The 21,106-nt window shown below is 61.7% G+C and carries 22 protein-coding genes; 6 read left to right on the plus strand and 16 right to left on the minus strand.

All coding sequences use genetic code 11. The annotated features are described in order from the left end of the window. Positions 1-238: 238 nt before the first annotated feature. From lspA to HZ993_RS21970, 3 genes are all read right to left on the minus strand, one after another. Complete coding sequence (lspA, locus tag HZ993_RS21960; protein WP_209394826.1) at positions 239-763, minus strand: signal peptidase II; 525 nt, start codon at positions 761-763, stop codon at positions 239-241. A gap of 34 nt (positions 764-797) precedes the next feature. Beyond that, complete coding sequence (gene ileS, locus HZ993_RS21965) at positions 798-3,686, minus strand: isoleucine--tRNA ligase (protein WP_209394827.1); 2,889 nt, start codon at positions 3,684-3,686, stop codon at positions 798-800. Positions 3,687-3,827: 141 nt separating this feature from the next. Beyond that, positions 3,828-4,802: a bifunctional riboflavin kinase/FAD synthetase gene (locus HZ993_RS21970; protein ID WP_209394829.1), complete on the minus strand. Its 975-nt coding sequence runs from the start codon at positions 4,800-4,802 to the stop codon at positions 3,828-3,830. Between the two features lie 175 nt (positions 4,803-4,977). Between HZ993_RS21970 and HZ993_RS21975 the strand changes: the two genes are divergently transcribed. Together HZ993_RS21975 and HZ993_RS21980 are read left to right on the plus strand one after the other, a co-directional pair. Then, positions 4,978-5,535 (plus strand): HNH endonuclease, encoded by a 558-nt coding sequence (locus HZ993_RS21975; RefSeq protein WP_209394830.1) that lies wholly within the window; start codon positions 4,978-4,980, stop codon positions 5,533-5,535. Between the two features lie 198 nt (positions 5,536-5,733). Then, entirely contained in the window at positions 5,734-8,097 is a 2,364-nt protein-coding gene (locus tag HZ993_RS21980) for a DUF1631 family protein (protein WP_209394831.1), read from the plus strand. Positions 8,098-8,174: 77 nt separating this feature from the next. Here HZ993_RS21980 and HZ993_RS21985 read toward each other — a convergent pair whose 3' ends face one another. The 4 genes from HZ993_RS21985 to HZ993_RS22000 all read right to left on the minus strand — a co-directional run bounded on the left by HZ993_RS21985 (position 8,175) and on the right by HZ993_RS22000 (position 11,930). Then, on the minus strand, positions 8,175-9,392 hold the full coding sequence (locus tag HZ993_RS21985) for a 6-phosphofructokinase (RefSeq protein WP_209394832.1): 1,218 nt from the start codon (positions 9,390-9,392) through the stop codon (positions 8,175-8,177). A 75-nt stretch (positions 9,393-9,467) separates the two neighbouring features. Further along, a complete protein-coding gene (locus HZ993_RS21990; protein WP_209394833.1) occupies positions 9,468-10,442 on the minus strand; it encodes an ankyrin repeat domain-containing protein in 975 nt (324 codons plus the stop codon). Then, entirely contained in the window at positions 10,439-11,032 is a 594-nt protein-coding gene (locus tag HZ993_RS21995) for a sigma-70 family RNA polymerase sigma factor (protein ID WP_245213721.1), read from the minus strand. The genes HZ993_RS21990 and HZ993_RS21995 overlap by 4 nt, the downstream gene beginning before the upstream one ends. Before the next feature lie 28 nt (positions 11,033-11,060). Beyond that, complete coding sequence (locus HZ993_RS22000; protein ID WP_209394834.1) at positions 11,061-11,930, minus strand: hypothetical protein; 870 nt, start codon at positions 11,928-11,930, stop codon at positions 11,061-11,063. Positions 11,931-12,121: 191 nt separating this feature from the next. On the opposite strand from HZ993_RS22000, the gene HZ993_RS22005 reads away from it, so the two are divergent. Continuing rightward, entirely contained in the window at positions 12,122-12,358 is a 237-nt protein-coding gene (locus HZ993_RS22005; RefSeq protein WP_209394835.1) for a hypothetical protein, read from the plus strand. A 114-nt stretch (positions 12,359-12,472) separates the two neighbouring features. Here the strand turns inward: HZ993_RS22005 and HZ993_RS22010 are convergent, their stop codons facing one another. From HZ993_RS22010 to HZ993_RS22030, 5 genes are all read right to left on the minus strand, one after another. Continuing rightward, positions 12,473-13,009, minus strand: coding sequence for a GrpB family protein (locus tag HZ993_RS22010; protein ID WP_209394837.1), 537 nt, complete (start codon positions 13,007-13,009; stop codon positions 12,473-12,475). A 123-nt stretch (positions 13,010-13,132) separates the two neighbouring features. Continuing rightward, entirely contained in the window at positions 13,133-14,248 is a 1,116-nt protein-coding gene (locus HZ993_RS22015; RefSeq protein WP_209394838.1) for an acyl-CoA dehydrogenase family protein, read from the minus strand. Positions 14,249-14,341: 93 nt separating this feature from the next. Next, complete coding sequence (locus HZ993_RS22020) at positions 14,342-15,523, minus strand: acyl-CoA dehydrogenase family protein (RefSeq protein WP_209394839.1); 1,182 nt, start codon at positions 15,521-15,523, stop codon at positions 14,342-14,344. A 214-nt stretch (positions 15,524-15,737) separates the two neighbouring features. Continuing rightward, complete coding sequence (locus tag HZ993_RS22025) at positions 15,738-15,986, minus strand: DUF3297 family protein (RefSeq protein ID WP_209394841.1); 249 nt, start codon at positions 15,984-15,986, stop codon at positions 15,738-15,740. A gap of 38 nt (positions 15,987-16,024) precedes the next feature. Beyond that, a complete protein-coding gene (locus HZ993_RS22030; RefSeq protein WP_209394842.1) occupies positions 16,025-16,726 on the minus strand; it encodes a YceH family protein in 702 nt (233 codons plus the stop codon). 100 nt (positions 16,727-16,826) lie between these two features. Between HZ993_RS22030 and purN the strand changes: the two genes are divergently transcribed. Beyond that, positions 16,827-17,417, plus strand: a complete 591-nt coding sequence (gene purN / locus HZ993_RS22035) for a phosphoribosylglycinamide formyltransferase (RefSeq protein ID WP_209394844.1) — start codon at positions 16,827-16,829, stop codon at positions 17,415-17,417. A 58-nt stretch (positions 17,418-17,475) separates the two neighbouring features. Here purN and HZ993_RS22040 read toward each other — a convergent pair whose 3' ends face one another. Next, positions 17,476-17,835, minus strand: coding sequence for an Hpt domain-containing protein (locus tag HZ993_RS22040; protein WP_209394845.1), 360 nt, complete (start codon positions 17,833-17,835; stop codon positions 17,476-17,478). Positions 17,836-18,012: 177 nt separating this feature from the next. On the opposite strand from HZ993_RS22040, the gene HZ993_RS22045 reads away from it, so the two are divergent. Beyond that, a complete protein-coding gene (locus tag HZ993_RS22045) occupies positions 18,013-18,747 on the plus strand; it encodes a response regulator (protein ID WP_209394847.1) in 735 nt (244 codons plus the stop codon). Here the strand turns inward: HZ993_RS22045 and HZ993_RS22050 are convergent. The 3 genes from HZ993_RS22050 to HZ993_RS22060 all read right to left on the minus strand — a co-directional run bounded on the left by HZ993_RS22050 (position 18,720) and on the right by HZ993_RS22060 (position 19,796). Beyond that, positions 18,720-18,986 carry a hypothetical protein gene (locus tag HZ993_RS22050; protein WP_209394849.1) on the minus strand — a complete coding sequence of 89 codons (267 nt, stop codon included), beginning with the start codon at positions 18,984-18,986 and terminating at the stop codon, positions 18,720-18,722. The genes HZ993_RS22045 and HZ993_RS22050 overlap by 28 nt on opposite strands. 158 nt (positions 18,987-19,144) lie before the next feature. After that, complete coding sequence (locus HZ993_RS22055; RefSeq protein ID WP_209394850.1) at positions 19,145-19,507, minus strand: response regulator; 363 nt, start codon at positions 19,505-19,507, stop codon at positions 19,145-19,147. Positions 19,508-19,544: 37 nt separating this feature from the next. Further along, positions 19,545-19,796 carry a DUF1653 domain-containing protein gene (locus HZ993_RS22060; RefSeq protein ID WP_209394851.1) on the minus strand — a complete coding sequence of 84 codons (252 nt, stop codon included), beginning with the start codon at positions 19,794-19,796 and terminating at the stop codon, positions 19,545-19,547. A gap of 16 nt (positions 19,797-19,812) precedes the next feature. On the opposite strand from HZ993_RS22060, the gene HZ993_RS22065 reads away from it, so the two are divergent. Next, positions 19,813-21,084 (plus strand): RsmB/NOP family class I SAM-dependent RNA methyltransferase, encoded by a 1,272-nt coding sequence (locus HZ993_RS22065; RefSeq protein ID WP_209394852.1) that lies wholly within the window; start codon positions 19,813-19,815, stop codon positions 21,082-21,084. The last annotated feature ends 22 nt before the right edge of the window (positions 21,085-21,106 follow it).

Raw genomic sequence — 21,106 nt, forward strand, 5'->3', positions numbered from 1 at the left:
GTCACCGCTGGCCGCATACAAACAAAATGATCCGGCCAGCGGCGCCCCAAGACACCGTTCGAGCTTCTGCGTCGAATCCGGGCAGCGCCCCAGTCTTTACCTCGGGTTTGGCTTCCCAAGGAGGAGCACGGGGTCGTCCGCTCGGGCTCCCTTTAGCGCAACGAGAGCGGATTGAACAATATCAGGAGGAGCCCGAAGGGCGGGGGACACGAGCGGTTTCATTCACTCGGCCCGCTAACTAGCTCTTCCTCACCCGCAGCAGCTCGTCCAGTATCAAACAGACTGCGCCAATGCTGATGGCGCTGTCAGCCACGTTGAATGCTGGAAAGTGCCCACCGTGAAATAACGGGGCCATCCAGCTCCAGTGGAAGTCCAGGAAGTCGATCACATAGCCGTGCACCATGCGGTCAATCACATTGCCGATGGCGCCGCCCAGAATACAAGCCATGGCAAAGCTGAACAGCTTCTGGGTCGGGTGGGCCTTCAGCATCCAGATGATCACGCCTGCGGCCACTAGGCCCAGCGCCGTGAAGAACCAGCGTTGCCAGCCCGACTCGTTGGCCAGAAAGGAAAACGCAGCGCCGGGGTTGTGCGCGCGCACGATGTTAAAAAAGCTGGTGACATAGGTGCTGTCCCCCAACTGGTAATAGCCCACGATCAGCACCTTGGTGAACTGGTCCGCCAAGATGATGATGAAGGCCAGGCCCAGCCATTGCAGCAGACTGGCGCCGGTCGATTTGCTGCCGAAAGTGGAGCGTGCCATTAAGCCTCCTGTTGAATCAGGTTGATCGAGGTATTCATGCGAACCTGCGGGCTTCGCCCGCGCCAAACAGGTTGCTGGTGCAACGGCCACACAGAGTGGGGTGTGCGGCGTCGGTGCCTACGTCGTCCCGGTAGTGCCAGCAGCGCTCGCACTTTACGGCTTTCGAGGCGCTAACCCCGGCAGATAGATCACTTCCAGCTACCAAATGCATAGCAGATGTGATGAAGACGAATTTCAGGTCATCCCCCAGACTGGATAGCAGGGCGTGGTCATCGGGGTTCACCGTGAGCGCCACATTCGCCTGCAAGGACGAGCCGACTTGGCCTTCGGCGCGCAGGGTCTCGATGTCCTTGTTGACCGTCTCACGGATCTCGCGGATGCGGCCCCACTTGGCCAGCAACGCGGTATCGGGTTCGGCAAACTGTACATAACCATCCAGGAAAATGGACAGTTTGGTTGCCTCAGGGGTTTTGCCCTCGGTTCCCAGCACAGCCCATGCTTCTTCAGCCGTGAAGCTCAGGAAGGGCGCCATCCAGCGCAGCATGGCCTGGGTGATCTGCCATAGCGCGGTTTGTGCCGAGCGGCGAGCCTGGCTGTTGGCGGCGGTCGTGTACAGCCGGTCTTTCAGGATGTCGAGGTAGAACGCGCCCAGGTCTTCGCTGCAATAGATCTGCAGCTTGGAGACCACGGGGTGGAACTCGTAGACCTTGTAGTGGGCCAGGATGTCGGCTTGCAACTGCGCAGCGCGCGAGAGCGCGTAGCGGTCGATCTCCAGCATCTGCTCCAGCGGAACGGTGTCCTTGGAGGGGTCAAAGTCGGAGACATTGGCCAGCAGGAACTTCAAGGTGTTGCGCACGCGCCGGTACGTGTCCACCACGCGGGCCAGGATCTTGTCGTCGATGTTCAGGTCGCCCGAGTAATCGGTCGATGCCACCCACAGGCGAGCGATTTCGGCACCCAGCTTGCTGGTCACTGTTTGCGGGTCCACCGTGTTGCCCAGCGACTTGCTCATCTTGCGGCCCTGGCCGTCGGTGGCAAAGCCGTGGGTCAGCAGGCCGCGATACGGTGCGCGGTCGTACAACGCACAACCCAACAGCAGCGAGCTGTGGAACCAGCCGCGGTGCTGGTCGTGGCCTTCCAGATACAGGTCGGCCTCGGGCCCTTCGCTGTGGAAGGGTGGGCGCGCGTAGGCATCCTTGTGGCTGCCGCGCAGCACGTGTTGGAAGGTGCTGCCGGAGTCAAACCACACTTCCAGAATGTCGGTGCTCTTGGTGTAGTTCGGCGCATCGGCCGCGCCGAGGATGTCTTCGACCGTCACGCGGCTCCAGGCCTCGATACCGCCTTTTTCGACGATGTCTGCTGCCTGATCCAGGATGGCCATGGTGTTGGGGTGCAACTCGCCGCTGTCCTTGTGCAGGAAGAAGGGCACGGGCACGCCCCAGCTGCGCTGACGGCTGATGCACCAATCGGGCCGATTGGCGATCATGTCGCGCAGGCGGCTCTTTCCGTTCTCGGGGTAGAACTGGGTTTGTTCGATGGCGTCCAGTGCCAGTTGGCGCAGGGTTTTGGGCGCCTTGTCCTGCGTGAACACGCCCGGGCCTTCGTCCATGCGGATGAACCACTGGGCGGCGGCGCGGTAGATCACCGGCGTCTTGTGGCGCCAGCAGTGCGGGTAGCTGTGCATGATGCCCACAGTGGCCATCAGGCGGCCGGCCACCTTGAGCGCGTCCAGGATGACGGGCACAGCCTTCCAGATGTGCAGGCCACCAAACAACGGGAAGTCGGCGGCATAGCTGCCGTTGCCTTGCACAGGGTTCAGGATGTCGTCGTACTTCAGGCCGTTTGCAACGCAGGAGTTGAAGTCATCCACGCCATAGGCAGGCGACGAATGCACGATGCCGGTGCCGTCGCCATCACTCACATAATCAGCCAGGTAGACGGGCGACAGGCGGCGATAGCCTGCATCCACGTCATACAGCGGGTGGCGGAAGGCCAGGCCGCCCAGCTTCTCTCCCTTGGTGGTGGCCAGCACGGTGCCGGTCAGACCAAAACGCTCCAGGCACTTGCCCACCAGGCTTTCGGCAAGCACCAGGCAGCCCTTGTCGGTCTGCACCAGTGCGTAGCTGAGTTCGGGGTGTGCGTTGAGCGCCTGGTTGGCGGGGATGGTCCAAGCGGTGGTGGTCCAGATTACCGCAAAGGCGGTTTGGCCAGCGGGCAGGGCGGCCAGGCCAAAGGCGGCAGCTAGCTTGCCCGCGTCATTGGTTTCAAAGGCCACGTCCAGCGTGTCGCTTTTCTTGTCCGCGTATTCGATTTCAAACTCGGCCAAGGACGAGCCGCAGTCAAAACACCAGTACACGGGCTTCAGGCCGCGGTAGACAAAACCACGCTCGATGACACGTTTGAAGGCACGGATCTGGCCAGCCTCATTCGCGGGGTCCATGGTGCGGTAGGGGCGCTCCCAGTCGCCCAGCACGCCCAGGCGCTTGAAGTCTTCACGCTGCTGGTCGATCTGCTCGGTCGCGTAGGCACGGCTCTTGGCCTGCATGTCGTCACGGCTCAGGTTGCGGCCATGCAATTTTTCGATGGCGTTTTCGATGGGCAGGCCGTGGCAGTCCCAGCCGGGGATGTATTGGGCATCAAAGCCAGCGAGCTGCTTGCTCTTGACGATCATGTCCTTGAGCACCTTGTTCAGCGCGTGGCCGATGTGGAGCTTGCCATTGGCATAGGGTGGGCCGTCATGCAGCACAAACAGCGGTGCGCCAACGCGGGCATCGCGCAGGCGCTTGTAGAGGCCTTCTTCGTTCCAGGTTTTCACCCATGCCGGTTCGCGTTTGGGCAGGTCGCCGCGCATGGGGAAGGGTGTGTCGGGCAGGTTCAGGGTGCCGCGGTAGTCGACGGGTGTAGGGGTGGTGGAGTCAGTCATGGTGGCGTGCTCAATCTAGAAATTCGGGTGGGGCCTGGCCGGCACAACAGCAGTTGCGAGGCGCAGAAGCGAGACTCTCTTTTGGGAGGAGAGGTGACGCGGGGCAAAGTGCGTCGCTGACCATCAGGGTGGTCGGCCCGGTCAAATTCGGGCTGCGAACCAGGCCCGTGCGTCGTCGCAGTCCTGGTTGATGCCCTTGGTCAGGGCTTCCAGGCTGTCGTATTTCAGCTCGTCGTGTAGTTTGTGCAGCAGTTCCACACGGATGATTTTACCGTAGGCCCCCTCGGGCCCCAGCGGGGCGGGCCAATCCAGGCAGTGGGTCTCCAGCAGTACGCGTCCGCCGTTCACATCGTTCGGGTCCAGCGAGGGCCTTACACCCAGGTTGGCCACGCCCTGGACCGGTTTGTCGGCCAGTCCATGGACGAGCACGGCAAAGATGCCGCCGGCGGCTGGTTTCCAGTGCGCAAATCGCAGGTTCAGCGTTTTGAATCCGAGTGTGCGTCCGAGCTTGCGGCCATGCACCACGTGGCCGGAGATGCAGTATGGCCGGCCCAGCAGGCGGGCTGCAGCAGCCATGTCGCCACGGCCCAGGGCTTCACGCACAGCCGAGCTGGAGACACGCAAACCATGCACTTCGTACGAATTCATGCGCGCCACGTCAAAGCCCTGAGCGTCTCCCGCCGCATCCAGAAACGCGTAGTCGCCCGCGCGTTGGGCACCAAAACGGAAGTCATCGCCCACCAGCACATACCGTGCGCCCAGACCTTGAACGAGCACCGTGTCAACAAAGGTCTGCGGTGATTGACCTGCGAGCTTGGCGTCAAAGGGCAGCACGATCGTCTGGTCCACGCCGCAGGAGGCCAGATCGTCCAGTTTGTCGCGCAAGGTGCCCACGCGTGCCGGGGCTAATTCTGGCTTCTTGAATTTGGCGGCAAAAAAATCACGCGGATGCGGCTCGAAGGTCAACACACAGCTGGGCACACCGCGTTGTTGTGCCTCGCCGCGCAACAACGCCAGCATGGCCTGGTGGCCGCGGTGCACACCGTCGAAATTGCCGATGGTCAGCGCACAGGCCGGTGCCACGCCCGGATGGTTAAAACCGCGGAAAACCTTCATGGATTCGTTATCTTTTTGATAGCAGGCGGCGCTAGGGGTTCTAGCGTCTGAAGCCAATTTGTCACGGAAACAGGGTATATTGTGACGTAGCAGCGTGCCATGCCCACATGGCGCAGGGCTGCAGAGATGTGCATTTCCGGTGTGTGGTTGATCTAACCGTTGCAGGAGGCGTGTTTTGAAAGTCTTGAAATTGTCGGCCCAGGGGCTGCCGCAGTCGTGGATTTCGCTGGAACAGGCGGTCATCCACTATGCGTCGGATGAGGTGCGCTGGGAGTCCGGTGGTGAGGTGGCCGTGTTCCATGGCGGTCATAACGCGATCACGGGCCTGCAATCCATCATCCGCGTCAACAGCATCATTGGCACCCGCGGTGTGCCCAATATCAACCCTTTCAATCTGCGCCCCGGTCTGACCAATGGCAAGCTGTTCGACCGTGATCGCAATGTGTGCGCCTACTGCGGCCAGCGTTTCCACGAACACGACCTGACCCGCGAACACATCATCCCCTTCGCCCAAAAGGGTGTGGACACCTGGATGAACGTCGTCACCGCCTGCCGACCCTGCAACCACCGCAAGAGCCACCGCACACCCGAACAGGCCCATATGCCACTGCTGTACACGCCCTACGTGCCCAGCTTGTGGGAAGATTTCATATTGCGCAACCGGCGCATATTGGCCGACCAGATGGAGTTCCTGATCGCCCACGTGCCCAAGTCGTCACGCCTGCTGGCTTGACATTTTTGGCGCACTACTGACCAATTGGTTACAACTCGTTACTTTTTTGGCACGCCAATCGTCGCTTAATCGCGGCAGATGCGTCGCACACGGTTCGACTCGAAAGAGAAATGAACCACAATCCCCAGATAGCCCCCGTTTTTGAATTGCAAAGTCCGCTTCCGCGGGCCTATTTTTTGACCCCAGACAGACAGCATCGTGAACCGCGAGCCACCGATTTCCCCCGTTAAACGCACAACTGGCTCCGCGCCGCAGAATCCGGCCGTGCGCCTGGCGCGGATGCTGATCGCGCAAACGCTGGCCTATTTCGCCGAACACGAAACCAAAAACCTGAACCTGGTGCGTAACCGCCTGATGGAACTGGTGGACGACAAGCCCAGTTTGGGCCAGGGACAAAACCTGCGCTCGGCCCACTTGTTGCTGGGCAAATACGCCCAGCAGTTCAACCGCGGTTTCCAGCAGACGCTGGCCGATTGCCTGAGCGAAGAGTTGACGTCCATCGTGCCCCAGCTGGCATTGGCCGGTGGAACCAAGGCGGCCGACGACGCGCTCAATGGCATGAGCCTGAGCCTGCTGGATGTGGGTGAGGTCGAACGTGTGTTGATGCTGGACCGCATCGCGCAACGCTTTTCCGTACGGTACGACGCGGTACTGGAGCCGCTGACACAGCGCCTGAGCGTGTTATTCGGGCACGACAAGACCTCCATCCACGACAACCCCTTCCAGCCCATGGTGTTGCTCAAGGCCTTTGCCACCGCATGGGACAAGTGTGAACTGGACCCCCAGGCCAGTGCGGACCTGGTGCAATCGCTGGATCCCAATTTCTGGTTGGACCTGACGCCGCTGTACACCGAGCTCAACAACACCCTGGTGCGCGCCGGTGTGCCGGCCTCGCGTGCCATGCGCATCAAACACGGAAACAGCGGCCACGCTCCGCTGGCCCCCCGCACGGGCAGCATGCCGCTCAACTCCCAACCGGCGCCGCTGGGCGGGCCGGAGTCCTCGCGGGCGCCTTTTGCCGCGCAGGACGGCGGTGCACCGCGTTCTGCCTGGTCGTCTCTGGATACTGCAGGCCGCACCGTGGCGGCTCATGCCCGTCAGTTTTTGCAGCGCCTGGGATTTGCCGGGCAGGCGAATGCCGGAGGTGCTGTGCAGCATGCCGGTGGTCAATCTGGCAGTGCTTCCGCATTTGCAGATACCGACGGTGGGGCCCAAACCCGCCCCCAGTATGCGGCGGCCAGCCCCGCCCTCATGGGGTATCTGGGTGACCTGCAAGCCGGTGCAAGCGCCCGCGCTGCCTCGTCAAACCACCAGCGGTACGACGCCCAAGACCTGGCCGACCACAACGTGCTGCGCCAAATGCGCGACCGCGACGAGATCCGCCACGCGCCCGAGCTGGACCGTGGAACGGTAGATGCGCTGGCCGAGGTGTTCGACTTCGTGTTCGCCGACCAGGCCATTCCGATCCAGATGAAGTTCATCATCGGGCGCCTGCAGATACCGGTGCTCAAGGCGGCCATGATTGACCGCGACTTCTTCCTGTCTGACCAGCACCCGGCGCGGCGCCTGGTGGACACACTTGCCGGTGCATCCGTGGCCTGGGCCCCCGAGAAGGGCGAAGAAGACCCGCTCTACCTGCGCATCGAGCACACGGTGCAGCGTGTGTTGACCGAGTTCGAGAACGATCTTGCGCTGTTTGTCGACCTGCTGCGTGAGTTCACCGAGTTTCTGTTTGAGTCCGAGCAGCAGGCCCAGGTTCGCGTCGAACCGGTGGCCGAGCTGGAGCGCACGGGCGAGTCCTGGGAGCAGGCCCTCGAACATGCGGATGAGCTGATCCATGAGCGCATACAGGCCCTGTCGGCCGAACAGTCCGTAGCGCCCTTTCTGTTGCCGTTCTTGACCAACCAATGGCGTGAAGTCATGGCCAGGGCCTGGATGGATGAGGCCACACGCGAGCAGAACTACGCGTTGGCCACCAAGACCATGGAGCAGTTGATCTGGTCCATCCAGCCCAAGACGTCTGCCGACGAGCGGCGCGAGCTGGTTGCCATACTGCCCGACATGGTGCGCCAACTCAATGCAGGGCTGGACACGATTGAATGGAACGGCAAGCCCCGCGCCACCTTTACCCGCAGGCTGATCACGACCCACACGCTGGCCATTCGCCTGACGCAGTCCATGCCGCTGGACACCGGCTCCGCCGCGTTGGAAGACCGCGAAGGCCAGGTCGCCATGCAACAGTTGGACGAGCGCCGCGCCGCCCGCCAGTTCAGCGCGCAGGACAATTTTGATGCCCAGGCCCAGTCGTTCAAACGCGGCATGTGGTTTGACGTGTCCATGGAGCAGGGCACCCACATCCGCTGCCGCTTGAGCTGGGTCAGCCCCATGCGCACGCGTCTGTTGTTCACCAACCGCGATGGGTATGACGCCTTTGTGCGCTCGGAGCGCGAGGTTTCGGCCATGCTGCGCAACGGCCGCATCCGAGTGCTGGACAACGAGGCCATCGTCGGCCGCGCACTCGACAAGATCATGGTCGGTGGCGATATGCAGCTGGCGGCCTAGGCCGTCTATTTGCTACTTATTTGATAGCGAACTAGTCATATTTCACGGGGGCTAGAGGCTCATTTCTTATAAATGACCTAGCCAGGGCGCAATACCTTGGTCACCGGGTTGGTGCGCAACCGGAACGCATCGGGCATGCCCGAACCCAGCAGCGGGCGCAGATAGAGGCGAAACGCATCCGTCACATCCGTGCCATTGGGCGTGATGAAGTGGTCTTCCATCACCCGGGTCTTGCCTGCCACCGCATCCAATGGCAGCAGTTCGTAGTCCACCGAATAAAACCCAGTGCGCTTGATGGCCACCGAGCCATCGCGGTCACCCCACATCGCAAACTGCACGGCCTTCTCGCCCACCTCACGCGCTTCGCGCTGGTCCACATCGGATACACAGCCGATGAAGGAGCGCTGCAAATAGCCCAGGGTGTCACCGCGCACCCGTTTGATGCCCAGTTTGCTCTTGATCTCTTCACACAGCAGGTCGGCCAGCGCGCCGCTGCCGGACAGCTGCACATTGCCATGGGCGTCGTGCTCCAGGTCCTTGGCCAGCTGCGCGGCAATGGATTGGCCCGACGCGTCGTGTATGCCCTCGGACACGGCCACCACGCAGCGCCCCAGCCGGTCGTACGTGGCCTTTACATCGGCCAGGAATTGCGCCAGGTCGAAGGTGCGCTCGGGCATGTAAATCAGGTGTGGGCCATCGTCGGGAAACTTCTTCCCCAAGGCGGAGGCGGCCGTCAGAAAACCAGCGTGCCGACCCATCACCACCGCCACGTACACGCCCGGTAACGCGGCATTGTCCAGGTTGGCACCGGCAAAGGCCTGGGCTACAAAACGGGCGGCCGATGGAAAGCCCGGCGTGTGGTCGTTGCCCACCAAATCGTTGTCAATCGTCTTGGGGATGTGGATGCAGCGCAGCGCATAGTTGGCCTTGCGCGCTTCTTCGCTGACGATACGCACGGTGTCGGAAGAGTCGTTACCGCCGATGTAGAAGAAGTGGCCAATCTCGTGCGCCTGCAACACCTTGAAGATTTCGTGGCAGTAGGCTGCGTCGGGCTTGTCGCGTGTGGAACCTAAAGCGCTGGAAGGGGTGTTGGCCACCATCTCCAGGTTGTGGCTGGTCTCCTGCGTCAGGTGCACAAAATCTTCGTTGACGATGCCACGCACACCGTGGCGGGCGCCGTAAACATGGGCGATGTTGTGGAATCGCCGCGCCTCCAGCGCCACACCCACCAGGGACTGGTTGATGACGGCGGTGGGTCCCCCGCCTTGTGCGACCAAAATTTTTCCAGATGCCATGGTACGGGTGTCCTGTGAAGAGGTGGTGGTTCGCCGAAAACTATCGTAGCAAGGTATGGGCATGTGTGTGCCGTGCTAACGGGGTGTTTGCAACAGTTGCACCATGTCAGGCAGTTCCATTTGGCGGGCCAGGCGCAGTGCCGTCAAGCCCTCGTTGTTGACTAAAGCCGGGTCTGACCCACTGTCCAAGAGTATTCGCACGGTGTTCAGCTGCCGGTGGGTCACGGCGAGCATCAAAGCGGTGTTGCCTTTGTTGTCGCGGGTATGGATGGCGACACCTTGGGCTAGCAGACGTTGCAGGGTTTCGACCTGTCCGCTACGCGCGGCTTGCAAAAATTGTTCAGTGGCCGGGCTCCCAGCCATTTCGCGCGCACGGCGGCTTGTGTCTGCAAGTGGGGGGGCGGGTGGCGCGGCCGCTGTGACGGAAGTTGCTGCGGCAGTTGCTGCGGCAGGCGCCGCCGGGGCTGCTGCAGCGCGTGTGGCTGATTCCCCCCGGGTTTCAGATGTGCCATCGCGCGCAACTGTCTCAGCGCTTGCAATTTGAGCGGTGGTGTTGCTGGTTACCTGCGCCGGACCTGCATCTGCCTCGGCGGGCACAGCGGAATACACCCTGGGCACAGGAGCCGCTTTTGCCAGGCTGGGTGCTGCGGTCTGCGGGGACCGGTTGGTGACCGGTGGCGGGTTGACGCTGGTCACGGTTTTTTCCGCAGCGGGGCCGGGTGAGGCCACCGGTGCGGGTGTATAAGCGGGTGCTGGTGCACCCAGAGCGATCTCGCGGTCTTCGGGGACGCCTCGGTCGATCTGCATATACAGCAGCCCTGCCAGACCGACCACGGCCAGGCTGGCAGCCAAGGAGAGTGTCCATCGGGGCTGGTTGGCCGCTGTTTGGGTGGGGGCGATACCCTCAGCACGTTTGGCCTCAGACGCCTGGTCGCGCAGCATTTGGGCGTGGGCACGCGCGGCATGGCGGACGCGCTCGGAGGGTCGGCGCGGGTCCTGCGCTGCCGCTTCGGCGTAGCGCTCCAGTAACTCGTCACGCGGCTTGGTCATGCGTACTCCTGCAGCAGTTCTTTCAAGCGGCTGCGTGCGTAGCGCAGCCGGCTCTTGGCGGTCTCAAAACTGACCCCGGTGGTCTTGGCAATCTCCTGCACATCCATGCCCGCTTCTGCCTGCAGCATAAAGGCCTCACGCTGGGCAAACGGCAGTTCCTCTATGGCGTCGAGCAGGGCCTTGGCCTGCTCCTTGGATTCCAGGCGCCTGAGTGGCCCAAAGCCGGAGTTGGCGGCCAGGGTCTGCACCAGCGCCACACTGTCGTGCTCTGTTTCGTCATCCCCATCCAGGCTGACATGTTGTTTGGCCGTGCGAAAGTAATCCACCAGGCGGTTGTGGGCCAGCGTGAACAACCAGGTCTTGAACTTGGCCGTGGGCTGGTAGTGGGGTGCTTGGCGGGCCAGTGCAAACCAGACATCCTGCAACAAATCATCCGCCACTGCCTGTACCCGCACACTGCGGAACACATAACGCCAAACGCCCATTTCGTGCCGCTCGTACAGCAGGTTGAAGGCCTGCAGGTTTCCGGCGGCGTAACGCAGCATCAGCGACTCATCGGTGTCGGTGGTGGGGTCGGTAACACGGGCCATGGCCCGCATTATGGGCCGCCTGCAGCCTTCAATAGCGGCGTGCGGGTGGGTCGGGTACGTAGGAGAAACTGTCCGAGTTGGGAAAGGGGTTGGGCACACGACTGGGGCGCTCAACGATCACGCCAGAGGCGACCAGGTTTTCGCGGCTGTCGTAACGTATGGTGATGATCTCGTTGGGCTGCGACTGCAGGCGCTCAAAGCTGGTTTGCGACACATAGGAGTCTTCGCGCTGGCCGTGGCCAGTCCCCAGTTTGGCGGCCGAGCGGTTGCGGTCGGCCATGGCTTCTGCGGGGGCTGCGCTGGATAGTTCAGCTGAGCCCATGCTCTTTTGCGGTGCGGGTGACGCTGCAGCGGGTGGTGCAGAGGGCAATGCGCTGTCCCGGCGTGATTCGTTGAACTCGCGTTCCTGGCGGTAGGGCAGAGGTGTAGGCACGGCGATGGGCTGCGACACACGCTCCTTGAACAGCGCAACACCTATCACCCCCACCTGGCTGGGTCTGCCGGTGCGCTCGGCATAAGAGTCCTGGGATGCTGCAAACTCAAAGGCTGCCACTTCGGAATTGCTCTTGCGCCAGCCGGTGATCTGGTAGTTTGCATAGGGACTGAAGACGTAGCCGGTCTGGCCCCAACTGGCGGTTGCACCGTTCAACACATTGACGCCATCCACCGACGTGACGGCCATCACCCGTTCGCCCAAGCGGTTGCGCACCGCAATGGCGTAGCGCGCGCCGGGCGCGCCTGCTACCCAGTATTCGCCCCTGCTGTGGTAGACGGGTAACGTGGCGCCGGTGTTGCGGTCTATGACGGTGACATCGGCCAGGCGGCCAACGGCCTGTGCTTGTATGCCATTGCAAACCAGCACAACGGCCAGACCCAGGCGGCTCAGATTTGTGTACATATCGACTCCAAAGTTTGGTTGAGGAGTGGACTGAAACGAACCAGGCTGAGCAATGGGGTTAAGTTTCTTGAAATTTTTCTGAAAGGCAGCCGAGGGATGCTGTCTGCCATTGCATTCGGTGCGTTGTCATACAGACTCCCGGCGCTGGCTGCGTAGCATGGGCTGCTTGTATCTCCACCATAAAGGCCACCATGGAACTATCCGTCGACAACCCGCAAATACTGATCCTTGCTGGACTGGCCCTGCTACTGCTGGTCGCACTACTGGTACGCCAGTTTGGTCACCGCAAAAATCCCCGCACACCGCGCAGCCGGTTCGGAGAAGACCACAGCCAGGCCATCACCGAGATGGGCAACCGCACACGACAAGATGCGCAGCGTAAGGAGCGTGAACGCCTGGCCGAAACTACGCCCAACCTGGGGCACTGAATTACCATGCGCTGGTACCGGTACTGCGGGGCAGCACGGTACGGATGGCATGGGTTTGCACGTTGCGCGTAAATTTGCCCCCCGGTTTGTGGGGCCACAACCACGCTAACGCGGCTAGTGTGGCGCGCACACGGAAAGAACGAATGCTGTTTTTGCGTCTGTGTATGCCTCACGGTCTGCCGTGTGCTTGCGTGCAATATCGTGCTTAAGCCGCGCGTACCGCTCGGCCAGATCCGAGTCGGCACGCAGTGCATCCCGAAAGTGCACGCGCTGCTGCCACTCGGCACCACCCAGAACCACCAGGTGCAGATGGTGTGTGCGTCGTCCATCTGCCCAGCGCATCAGCCATCGCCGGTCGGTCAGCGTGGCATTGAACTCCATCGACGTGGTGTAGGCTGAGCGCAGCAACGGCCCGATCAGGGTGTCGGCCACTGCAATGGATTCGACGCTGCCCAATATGTCAATGATGGGCTTGGCGGCCATGCCGGGGATGGCCGTGCTGCCGATGTGCTCTACGCTCAGGAATTGCGTGGGAAACAAGCTGAGCAGACGCGTGCGTTCAGCCATGAAGCGTGCTGGCCATTGCAGGTCATAGGGGCACAGCGCCACGTCTTCGTGTATGGCCCGTTGCAGGGATTCGGCTTCGGTCATGCCTGTTGGATCGTTGGTTGTGTACTGAGCGGATGCAAAGCCTTGGCACTATAGCCCGGCATGAAGCGCATAAAAATAAGCCCTCCGTTCGGAGGGCCCTCGTTACAGTGCAATCTCGCTGTATCAGGCAAATACGCCAGCCGTATCCTGCATGCGTGCCGACACTTCACCCAGGTGGTGCAGGCTGTCACCAAAGGTCATTTCCAGCTGTGTCAACTTTTTGAAGTAGTGGCTGACGATGTATTCGTCCGTCACGCCAATGCCACCATGCAGCTGCACCGATTGCGCGGCGATGAAACGCATGCTCTGGCCTAGTTGGTACTTGGCGCGTGCCATGGCGGCGCGGCGCTCAGGTGCAGGCGCGTTGAGCTTCAAGCTGGCGTAATAACTCATGGAGCGGGCGAGCTCCAGCTGCATCTTCATGTCGGCCGCGCGGTGGCGCAGGGCCTGGAAGCTGCTGATGGCCACACCAAACTGCTTGCGTGTGTTCAGGTACTCGGCGGTGATAGCCATGGTCTTGTCCATCACGCCTACAGCCTCAGCGCAGCTGGCGGCGATGCCAATGTCCACTGCGTGTTCCAGTGCGGTCAAACCGTCCTGGGTAATCAATGTGGCGGGGGCGTTCTTCAGCACCAGTTCGGCAGCGCGACCGCCGTCTTGTGTGCCGTAGCCGCGGGTGGTCACGCCAGCGGACTGGCGTTCGACCAGGAACAGGGCCAACTGGCTGTTGATCTTGGCCGGCACAATGAAGGCGTCGGCCTGGTCACCCACGGGTACTACACTTTTTGTAGCATTCAAGACATAACCGCCGGGGGCTTGCGTCGCTTTTGCTTCACATACATCCAGCTTGTAGCGGGCCGCGCGCTCTTGGTAGGCCAGTACCACCAGGGCTTCACCGCTGGCAATTTTGGGTAGCCAAGCGGCTTTGGTGGCGGCATCGGCATAACCGGCCAGCACGCCACCGGCGATCAGGGATTGGGCCAGAGGTTCGAGCACGATGCCGCGGCCCAGCTCTTCCATCACCACCATGCCTTCGACCGGGCCCATGCCCAGGCCGCCATCGTCTTCCGGCACGTACAGACCCGTCAGGCCCAGCTCGGCCAGTTCGTTCCACGCGGCGCGGTCAAAGCCACCGGCCTTTTCGTTTGCACGGCGGCGCTCGAAGGTGTAACCCTTGTCCACCCATTTGCGTACGGCATCGCCGAGTTGTACCTGGTCGTCAGAAAAATCGAAATCCATAACTATCTCCTGCATTCATCACTATGGAGCCCCTATGAGAGGGGGCTTGGGGGAGCTCACATTGACGCCCATCGCGCGGGCCGTTCTACAGCGCTAGCTGAGGACGGTTTGCGCGACGATATTGCGTTGCACTTCGTTCGATCCGCCATAAATGGTGGTCTTGCGCAGATTGAAGAAGGTTGATGCCAGCGGCGCATTGGCCACTTCACCACCGGGGAAGTCGCCCTGCCAGCCGGCTTCCATGGCCTCGCGTATCAGGGGCAGCGAGAAAGGCCCGGCGGCCAGCATCATCAGCTCGGAATAGCGTTGCTGGATCTCGCTGCCGCGAATTTTGAGCAGACCGGCGATGTCCAGCGAGTTTTTGCCGGATTTCTCGGCTGCCAACACGCGCAGCACCAGCATCTCCAGCGCGACCACGTCCACTTCCATCTTGGCGACCTCATCGCGGAATCTTGTGTCGTCCCACACCCCTTCGCGTTTGGCAATGCGTTTGAGGCGCTCCAGCTCACGCTTGGCGCGGTTCACATCGGCAATATTGGTGCGTTCATGGCTGAGCAGGTGTTTGGCATAGGTCCAGCCCTTGTTCTCTTCGCCAATCAGGTTCTCGGCCGGCACGGCGACGTTGTCGAAAAACACCTCGTTCACCTCGTGGCCGCCGTCCAGCATGATGATGGGGCGCACGGTGACGCCAGGCGACTTCATGTCGATCAGCAAGAAGGAAATGCCGGTTTGGGGCTTGCCTTCGGTGCTGGTGCGCACCAGGCAGAAGATCCACTCGCCGTACTGGCCCAGTGTGGTCCAGGTCTTTTGGCCGTTGACGATGTATTGGTTGCCCTGGCGCTCGGCGCGGGTCTTGACAGATGCCAGGTCCGAGCCGGAGCCCGGTTCGCTGTAGCCCTGGCTCCACCACACTTCACCGCTGGCAATGCCGGGCAAAAAGCGCTTTTGCTGCTCGGCGTTGCCAAAGGCCATGATGACCGGGGCCACCATGACAGGGCCAAAGGGCACGACGCGGGGGGCACCCGCCAGCGCACACTCTTCTTCAAACAAATGCTTTTGCACCGCATTCCAGCCGGGGCCGCCAAATTCTTTGGGCCAGGCATGGCCCAGCCAGCCCTTTTTGCCCAGGATCTTGGCCCAGCGCTGCATATCGTCGCGGGTCAGCTCCAGTGCGTTGTGCACCTTGTGGGCGATATCGGAGGGCAGATTGGCCCCCACCCAGGCGCGAATGTCTTCGCGGAATTGCTGTTCTTCAGGGGTAAAAGCCAAATCCATCAAAACTCTCCAATTAGGTGTGTGCCCCCACGCTTAACCGCTGCGCGGGTCGCTGCCCCCCAAGGGGGCTAACTCGCCTTGGGGCGGCCCGGCGGCGAGTTGCACCTAGTTTTTAGCACGGTCGTTCGATTTGCTCTGTCAAAGTTGTGACAGAGATGGGAGATGGCTTCCTGCAATTTCCCCGCGTAGCGGCGGAGTGTGGGGACTACATTGGTTAGCGGTAAAACGCTTCCACCGTACCCTTGAGCTTGATCATTACCGGATGGCCCTTGCGGTCCACGGTCTTGCCAGCGGGGACTTTGACCCAGCTTTCGCTGATGCAGTATTCGGCCACATCGTTGCGTTCCTTGCCGTTGAGACGGATGCCGATGTCGTGTTCGAACACGGCCGCATTGAAATGCGGACTGCGCGCATCGGTGGACAAATGGTCGGGCAGTGCGGGGCGTGTGGTGGCTTCGGTCATGGCTGTCTTTTCTTCTAGGGATTGGGTTGGTTGTGTTCTTAAGGGGTCTGTTCCGGTGGGGCCACGCCCAGTTCGGCACACAGTTTTTGTACGGTCTGGCGCAGGCTGGCCACTTCGGCCTCCAGGCGGTCTATGCGTTCGGCGGTGTTGCTGCCCGCAGGGCCGCCTTCGGCCGGCCGACCATAGGTGGCCAGTGCCGTGGCGTCCACCGGTCCACACAACAGGTGGGCCCAGCGCTGCTCACGGGCACCGCTGGCGCGGGGTAATTTGACAACCAGTGGACCGCCTTTTTCGGCGGAGCGGTCTTGCAGCTCTTCCAGAAAACCTTCAACCGACGAGATATCGGCAAAGCGGTACCAGCGTTCGGCATTCAAGCGTAATTCGCCCGCGGTCTGCGGGCCGCGCAGCATCAGCAGGCCCAGCACCACGGCGGATTGCTCGGGCACGCCCACACCACGCTGGAAGTTGTGTTCATACCGTGCGACGCGGCTGCCGCTGGCGGCACGCACCAGGTTGAGGGGCAGCAGCGTGTCCAGCGCAGTGGCGATTTCGGCTTCGGTGATTTCCATCACCGGGTCGCGGCTGCTTTTCTGGTTGCAGCCCAGCATCAGCGTGTTCAAAGACAGCGGGTAGCTGTCGGGCACGGTGCGGGCCTTCTCCATCAGTGTGGCCAGTACGCGGGCTTCGATCACCGAGAGTGTGATGGGGGCTGGGGCTTGCGATTCTGTGCTGGGGGTCATGTCGGGTTGGGAATGCGGGGCGGTTCGGGTCAATTGCGGTTGCAGGCGCAATTATCGGTGTCTTGCGGCACAGGGCCCCGCGGCGATAATTCCGGCCTACATGAAGAACATCGTTATTTTGATTTCCGGCGGCGGCTCCAATATGGCTGCCATTGTCAAGGCGGCGCAGCGCGAAGCCTGGGCCGATCGACTGGGCGCCAAGGTAGCCGCCGTCATCAGCAACAAAGCCGATGCCAAGGGCCTGGTCTTTGCGAAAGAGCAGGGCATAACTACCGCAGCGCTGGACCACAAGGCCTTTGCCTCGCGCGAGGCCTTTGATGCGGAACTGGCTGCGCTGATCGACCGGTACGACCAGGCCGATGCGCCGGTGCTGGTGGTGCTGGCGGGTTTTATGCGTATCCTGACGCCCGGGTTTGTGGACCGTTACGCCGGGCGCCTGGTCAACATCCACCCGTCCCTATTGCCTGCCTTTACCGGGCTGCACACCCACCAGCGCGCCATTGATGCGGGCTGCAAGTTTGCCGGTGTGACCGTGCACCAGGTGACCAGCGTGCTGGATGAGGGCCAGATTTTGGCGCAGGCCGTGGTGCCGGTGCTGCCCACGGATACGGCAGACACCCTGGCGGCCCGTGTGCTGACCCAGGAGCATCTGATCTATCCCCGGGCGATTGCCGATTTGCTACAAAAATAGTAGCAATAAACCTATATTTTTCGGGGGCTATAGGCTAATTTTCCTTAGACGATACCCGCTAGGAATGGCCGGGCAGTTTGGCAATGGCGTCCTGGGCCAAGGCCCATTGGGCCTCCAATGCGGCGAAATCTTGCGCGAGCGTGGCTACTTCGCCCCGTTTGGTGGCCAGCTCCAGCTTGCGTGCGCTGTCGCCCAGGGCCAGGGCTCCACTCATGCGGCTGGCGCCGGCCATTTTGTGGGCCAGTGCAGCGACTGCGTCGAAGTCCTGCGCATCGATTGCCAGGGCCAAATCTGCCAGGTTGGCGCGGGTACCAGCCTTAAATGTTTGCAAAACGCTGGCGATCAACGCAGTCTCGTCGCCAAACATGGCGCCCAGCACACTTGGGTCAAATACAACGTGCTCAGCGGCAGTGTCCATCGGGGAGTTAGTGTCGGGTGGGAGCACGGGCGGGTAGCGGCAAGCGAGGGTTTAGGCGGGGCGCCGTTGGTGGCGAATAGGATCAATGCTCAGTTTAGCGGCAGGTGCTGACGGTGGCGTTGGCAAAATCAACGCCATAATCGCGGTCTGCACGGAAAAGCAGCAACCCCTAAGCCCATGAACCCAGACATTCCCTATTTGCTGGTCGTTGAGGATGAACCCACGCAGCGCCAGATTCTGACCGAGTACCTCTCGCGCCAGGGCCTGCGCGTGGCTGCGGTACCCGACGGCCGGCTGATGCGTGAAGCCCTGGTGGCGGAAATGCCGCAATTGCTGCTGCTGGATGTGGGCCTGCCGGGTGAAGACGGTTTTGCGCTGGCCCGCTGGCTGCGCGAGCGCCATCCCACACTGGGCATCATCATGGTCACCAGCGCTTCGGATTCGGTGGACCGCATCGTGGGCCTGGAAACCGGGGCGGATGACTACGTCACCAAACCCTACGATCCGCGTGAGTTGCTCGCCCGCATCAAAAGTGTGTTGCGCAGAACCCAGGCCCTGGCGGCGCACCGCGCCGCACCCATGGCCAACACCGCCGAGGCGCAACCGATTCCGCTGGGGCGCTGCAGTTTTGACCGGGGCCGCCGTGTGCTGCTGACGCCGGACGGCATGCACGAACAGTTGACTGCCACCGAATACGATCTGCTGGACCTGTTCTGCCAGCATCCCAATCGCCCCTTGACCCGTGAATGGCTGCTGGAGACCACCAGCCAGAGGGACTATGACGGCAGCGACCGCAGCATCGACCTGCGGGTGACCCGTTTGCGACGCAAGATCGAACTGGACGCCGACAAGCCACAAACCCTGCGTACCGTGCGCGGCGTGGGTTATATGCTGGTCTTGGACAAGGCCTGATACTGCGACTGGTTGGACGCCGACATGGTGCGCAGCATGGGGTGCATGGTGACATTGGCCCTGGGGTCCACGCGTGAGCGGCGGTCGCCTGAATCGGCAGCACGCCAGACCTCGCCGAACATATCCACAATTTCCACGCGTGTGAAATACTGCGCGATTTCAATGCACTCCGACAGAATGTTGGATGCAAACACGTGGTCGCCCCCGCCTACGGGGACTACATAAAAAGCATTGTTCATGTTCTTGGGCTTTGCAGAAAAGGTCGGTTGCTCGTCGTGTCCGACCCAGGTTGGCGCGCAGGCTGCATACCACCGCTGATCGGATGGATGAAGTATCCGCAACCCACGTATCGCCCGCGTGTCATCGCGCGGATGCTTTGTATCGTTTGTATCGCCGCTCAGGCGACCAGTGCACGCACCGTTTTCAACAGGAGTTCGCGGGTGAAGGGTTTGGACAGGCAGGCATCGGCCAGGGCTACGGCGCTGTCGGCACCCGGGTCGCCATCCGAGTAGCTGGCCAGCAGAACAAAACGGACACCATCCAGGGCCGGGTTGGCGCGCACGGCGGTTAGCAGTGCGTAGCCGTTTAGGCGTGGCATCCGCACATCCGAAATGATCACATCAGGAGCCGAAGCCAACACCTGCTCTAGGGCGGCTTGGCCATCGGGCGCCGCAGTCACATCAAAGCCTTCCAACGTGAGCAGAGTCGCTATCAGATGGCGGATGCTGGGTTCGTCATCGACGATTAAGACGCGGGTCATGCCCGGATTGTGCAGCGGTGCGGGCGTGTTCAGGTATTCAGGCCTTCTCGGCGTCCGATACCTTGGCAAAACGCGGCTGCAGGAGGCCGTTGACCACCACCTCTTCGTTGAACATGGCTGCAGGGCGCACCCACAGCCCGTGTTCGCCGTAGAGTGCGCGGTACAGCGTCAGCGGCTCCAGGGTTTCGCTGTGTCGCACGGTGTCGACCACTTGGTACAAATTGCCTTTGTAATGGCGGTACAGGCCGGGTGGGGTGGTTATCAATGGGGGGAGGTTTTCCGCTGGCATGGGACAATCCTATCCTATGCACCCAAAAGCTCTCTTAGACGCCTGCGCCGAACTGGTCAGGCTCACCCTTAAATTCGACCACCCTGCGGACGCCATCGTGTCGCGCTTTTTCCGCGACAACCGGGGCCTGGGGCCGCGTGAACGCGCCACCATGGCCGAAACGGTTTACACCGTGCTGCGCAAAAAGCTGTTGTTTGACCACCTGGCACCCTCGGGCAGCGGCCCCAAAGAGCGCCGCCTGGCCATTCTGGGCTTTTACGGTCCGGGCGACTTCCTGCGTAGCGCCTTGAGCGAGCAGGAAATCAACTGGCTGGACCAGTGCGAAAAGGTTAGCCCCCATGACTTGATGGAGCGCCACCGCCACAACCTGCCTGAGTGGCTGGTTGAGCCACTCAAAGCGCAGTTGGGCGCGGAGTTCTGGCCTCTGGTCGAGACCCTGAATCTGGGCGCAGGGCTTGATTTGCGGGTCAATACTTTCAAGACAAAACGTGCCGACGTACAAAAAGAGTTGGCCAAGGCGGGTATCAAGGCCGTCAACACACCGTATTCCCCTTGGGGCCTGCGCATTGCTGGCAAACCGGCGCTGAACAAGAACGATGCCTTTGTGCGCGGCGAGTTCGAGGTGCAGGACGAAGGTTCGCAGTTGCTGTCCATGTTGTTGGATGCCAAGCGCGGCGAGATGGTGGTCGACTTTTGCGCCGGCGCCGGTGGCAAGACCTTGGCGTTGGGAGCGGCCATGCGCAGCACCGGTCGCCTGTACGCCTTTGACACCTCTGCCCACCGGCTGGATGCCTTCAAGTCGCGCCTCAAGCGCAGCGGTTTGTCCAATGTGCACCCCGCAGCCATTGCCCATGAGCGGGATGACCGCGTCAAACGCCTGACGGGCAAGATGGACCGGGTGCTGGTGGATGCACCCTGTACCGGCTTGGGTACGCTGCGTCGCAATCCCGACTTGAAGTGGCGCCAGAACATGCAGGCAGTGGAGGAAATGGCAGTCAAACAGACGGCCATCCTGCAAAGCGCCGCGCGCATGTTGAAACCCGGCGGCCGCCTGGTGTATGCCACCTGCAGCGTGCTGCCCCAGGAGAACGAGGCCATTGCCGAAGCATTTTCGGCCGCCAACCCCGAGTTCGAGCCCTTGGCAGCCGGTGACCTGCTGGCAGAGCTGAAGGTGGAAAACGCTGCCACCTTGTGCAGCGGTGGCGAGGCCGGTCAGCTGTACCTGCGCCTGTGGCCGCACCGGCACGCGACAGACGGCTTTTTTGCTGCAGTGTGGCAAAAGAAATAAAGGCTTTGGTCTAGGCGCGATC

Origin of the sequence: Rhodoferax sp. AJA081-3 (assembly GCF_017798165.1) — a bacterium.
GTDB lineage: Bacteria > Pseudomonadota > Gammaproteobacteria > Burkholderiales > Burkholderiaceae_C > Allorhodoferax.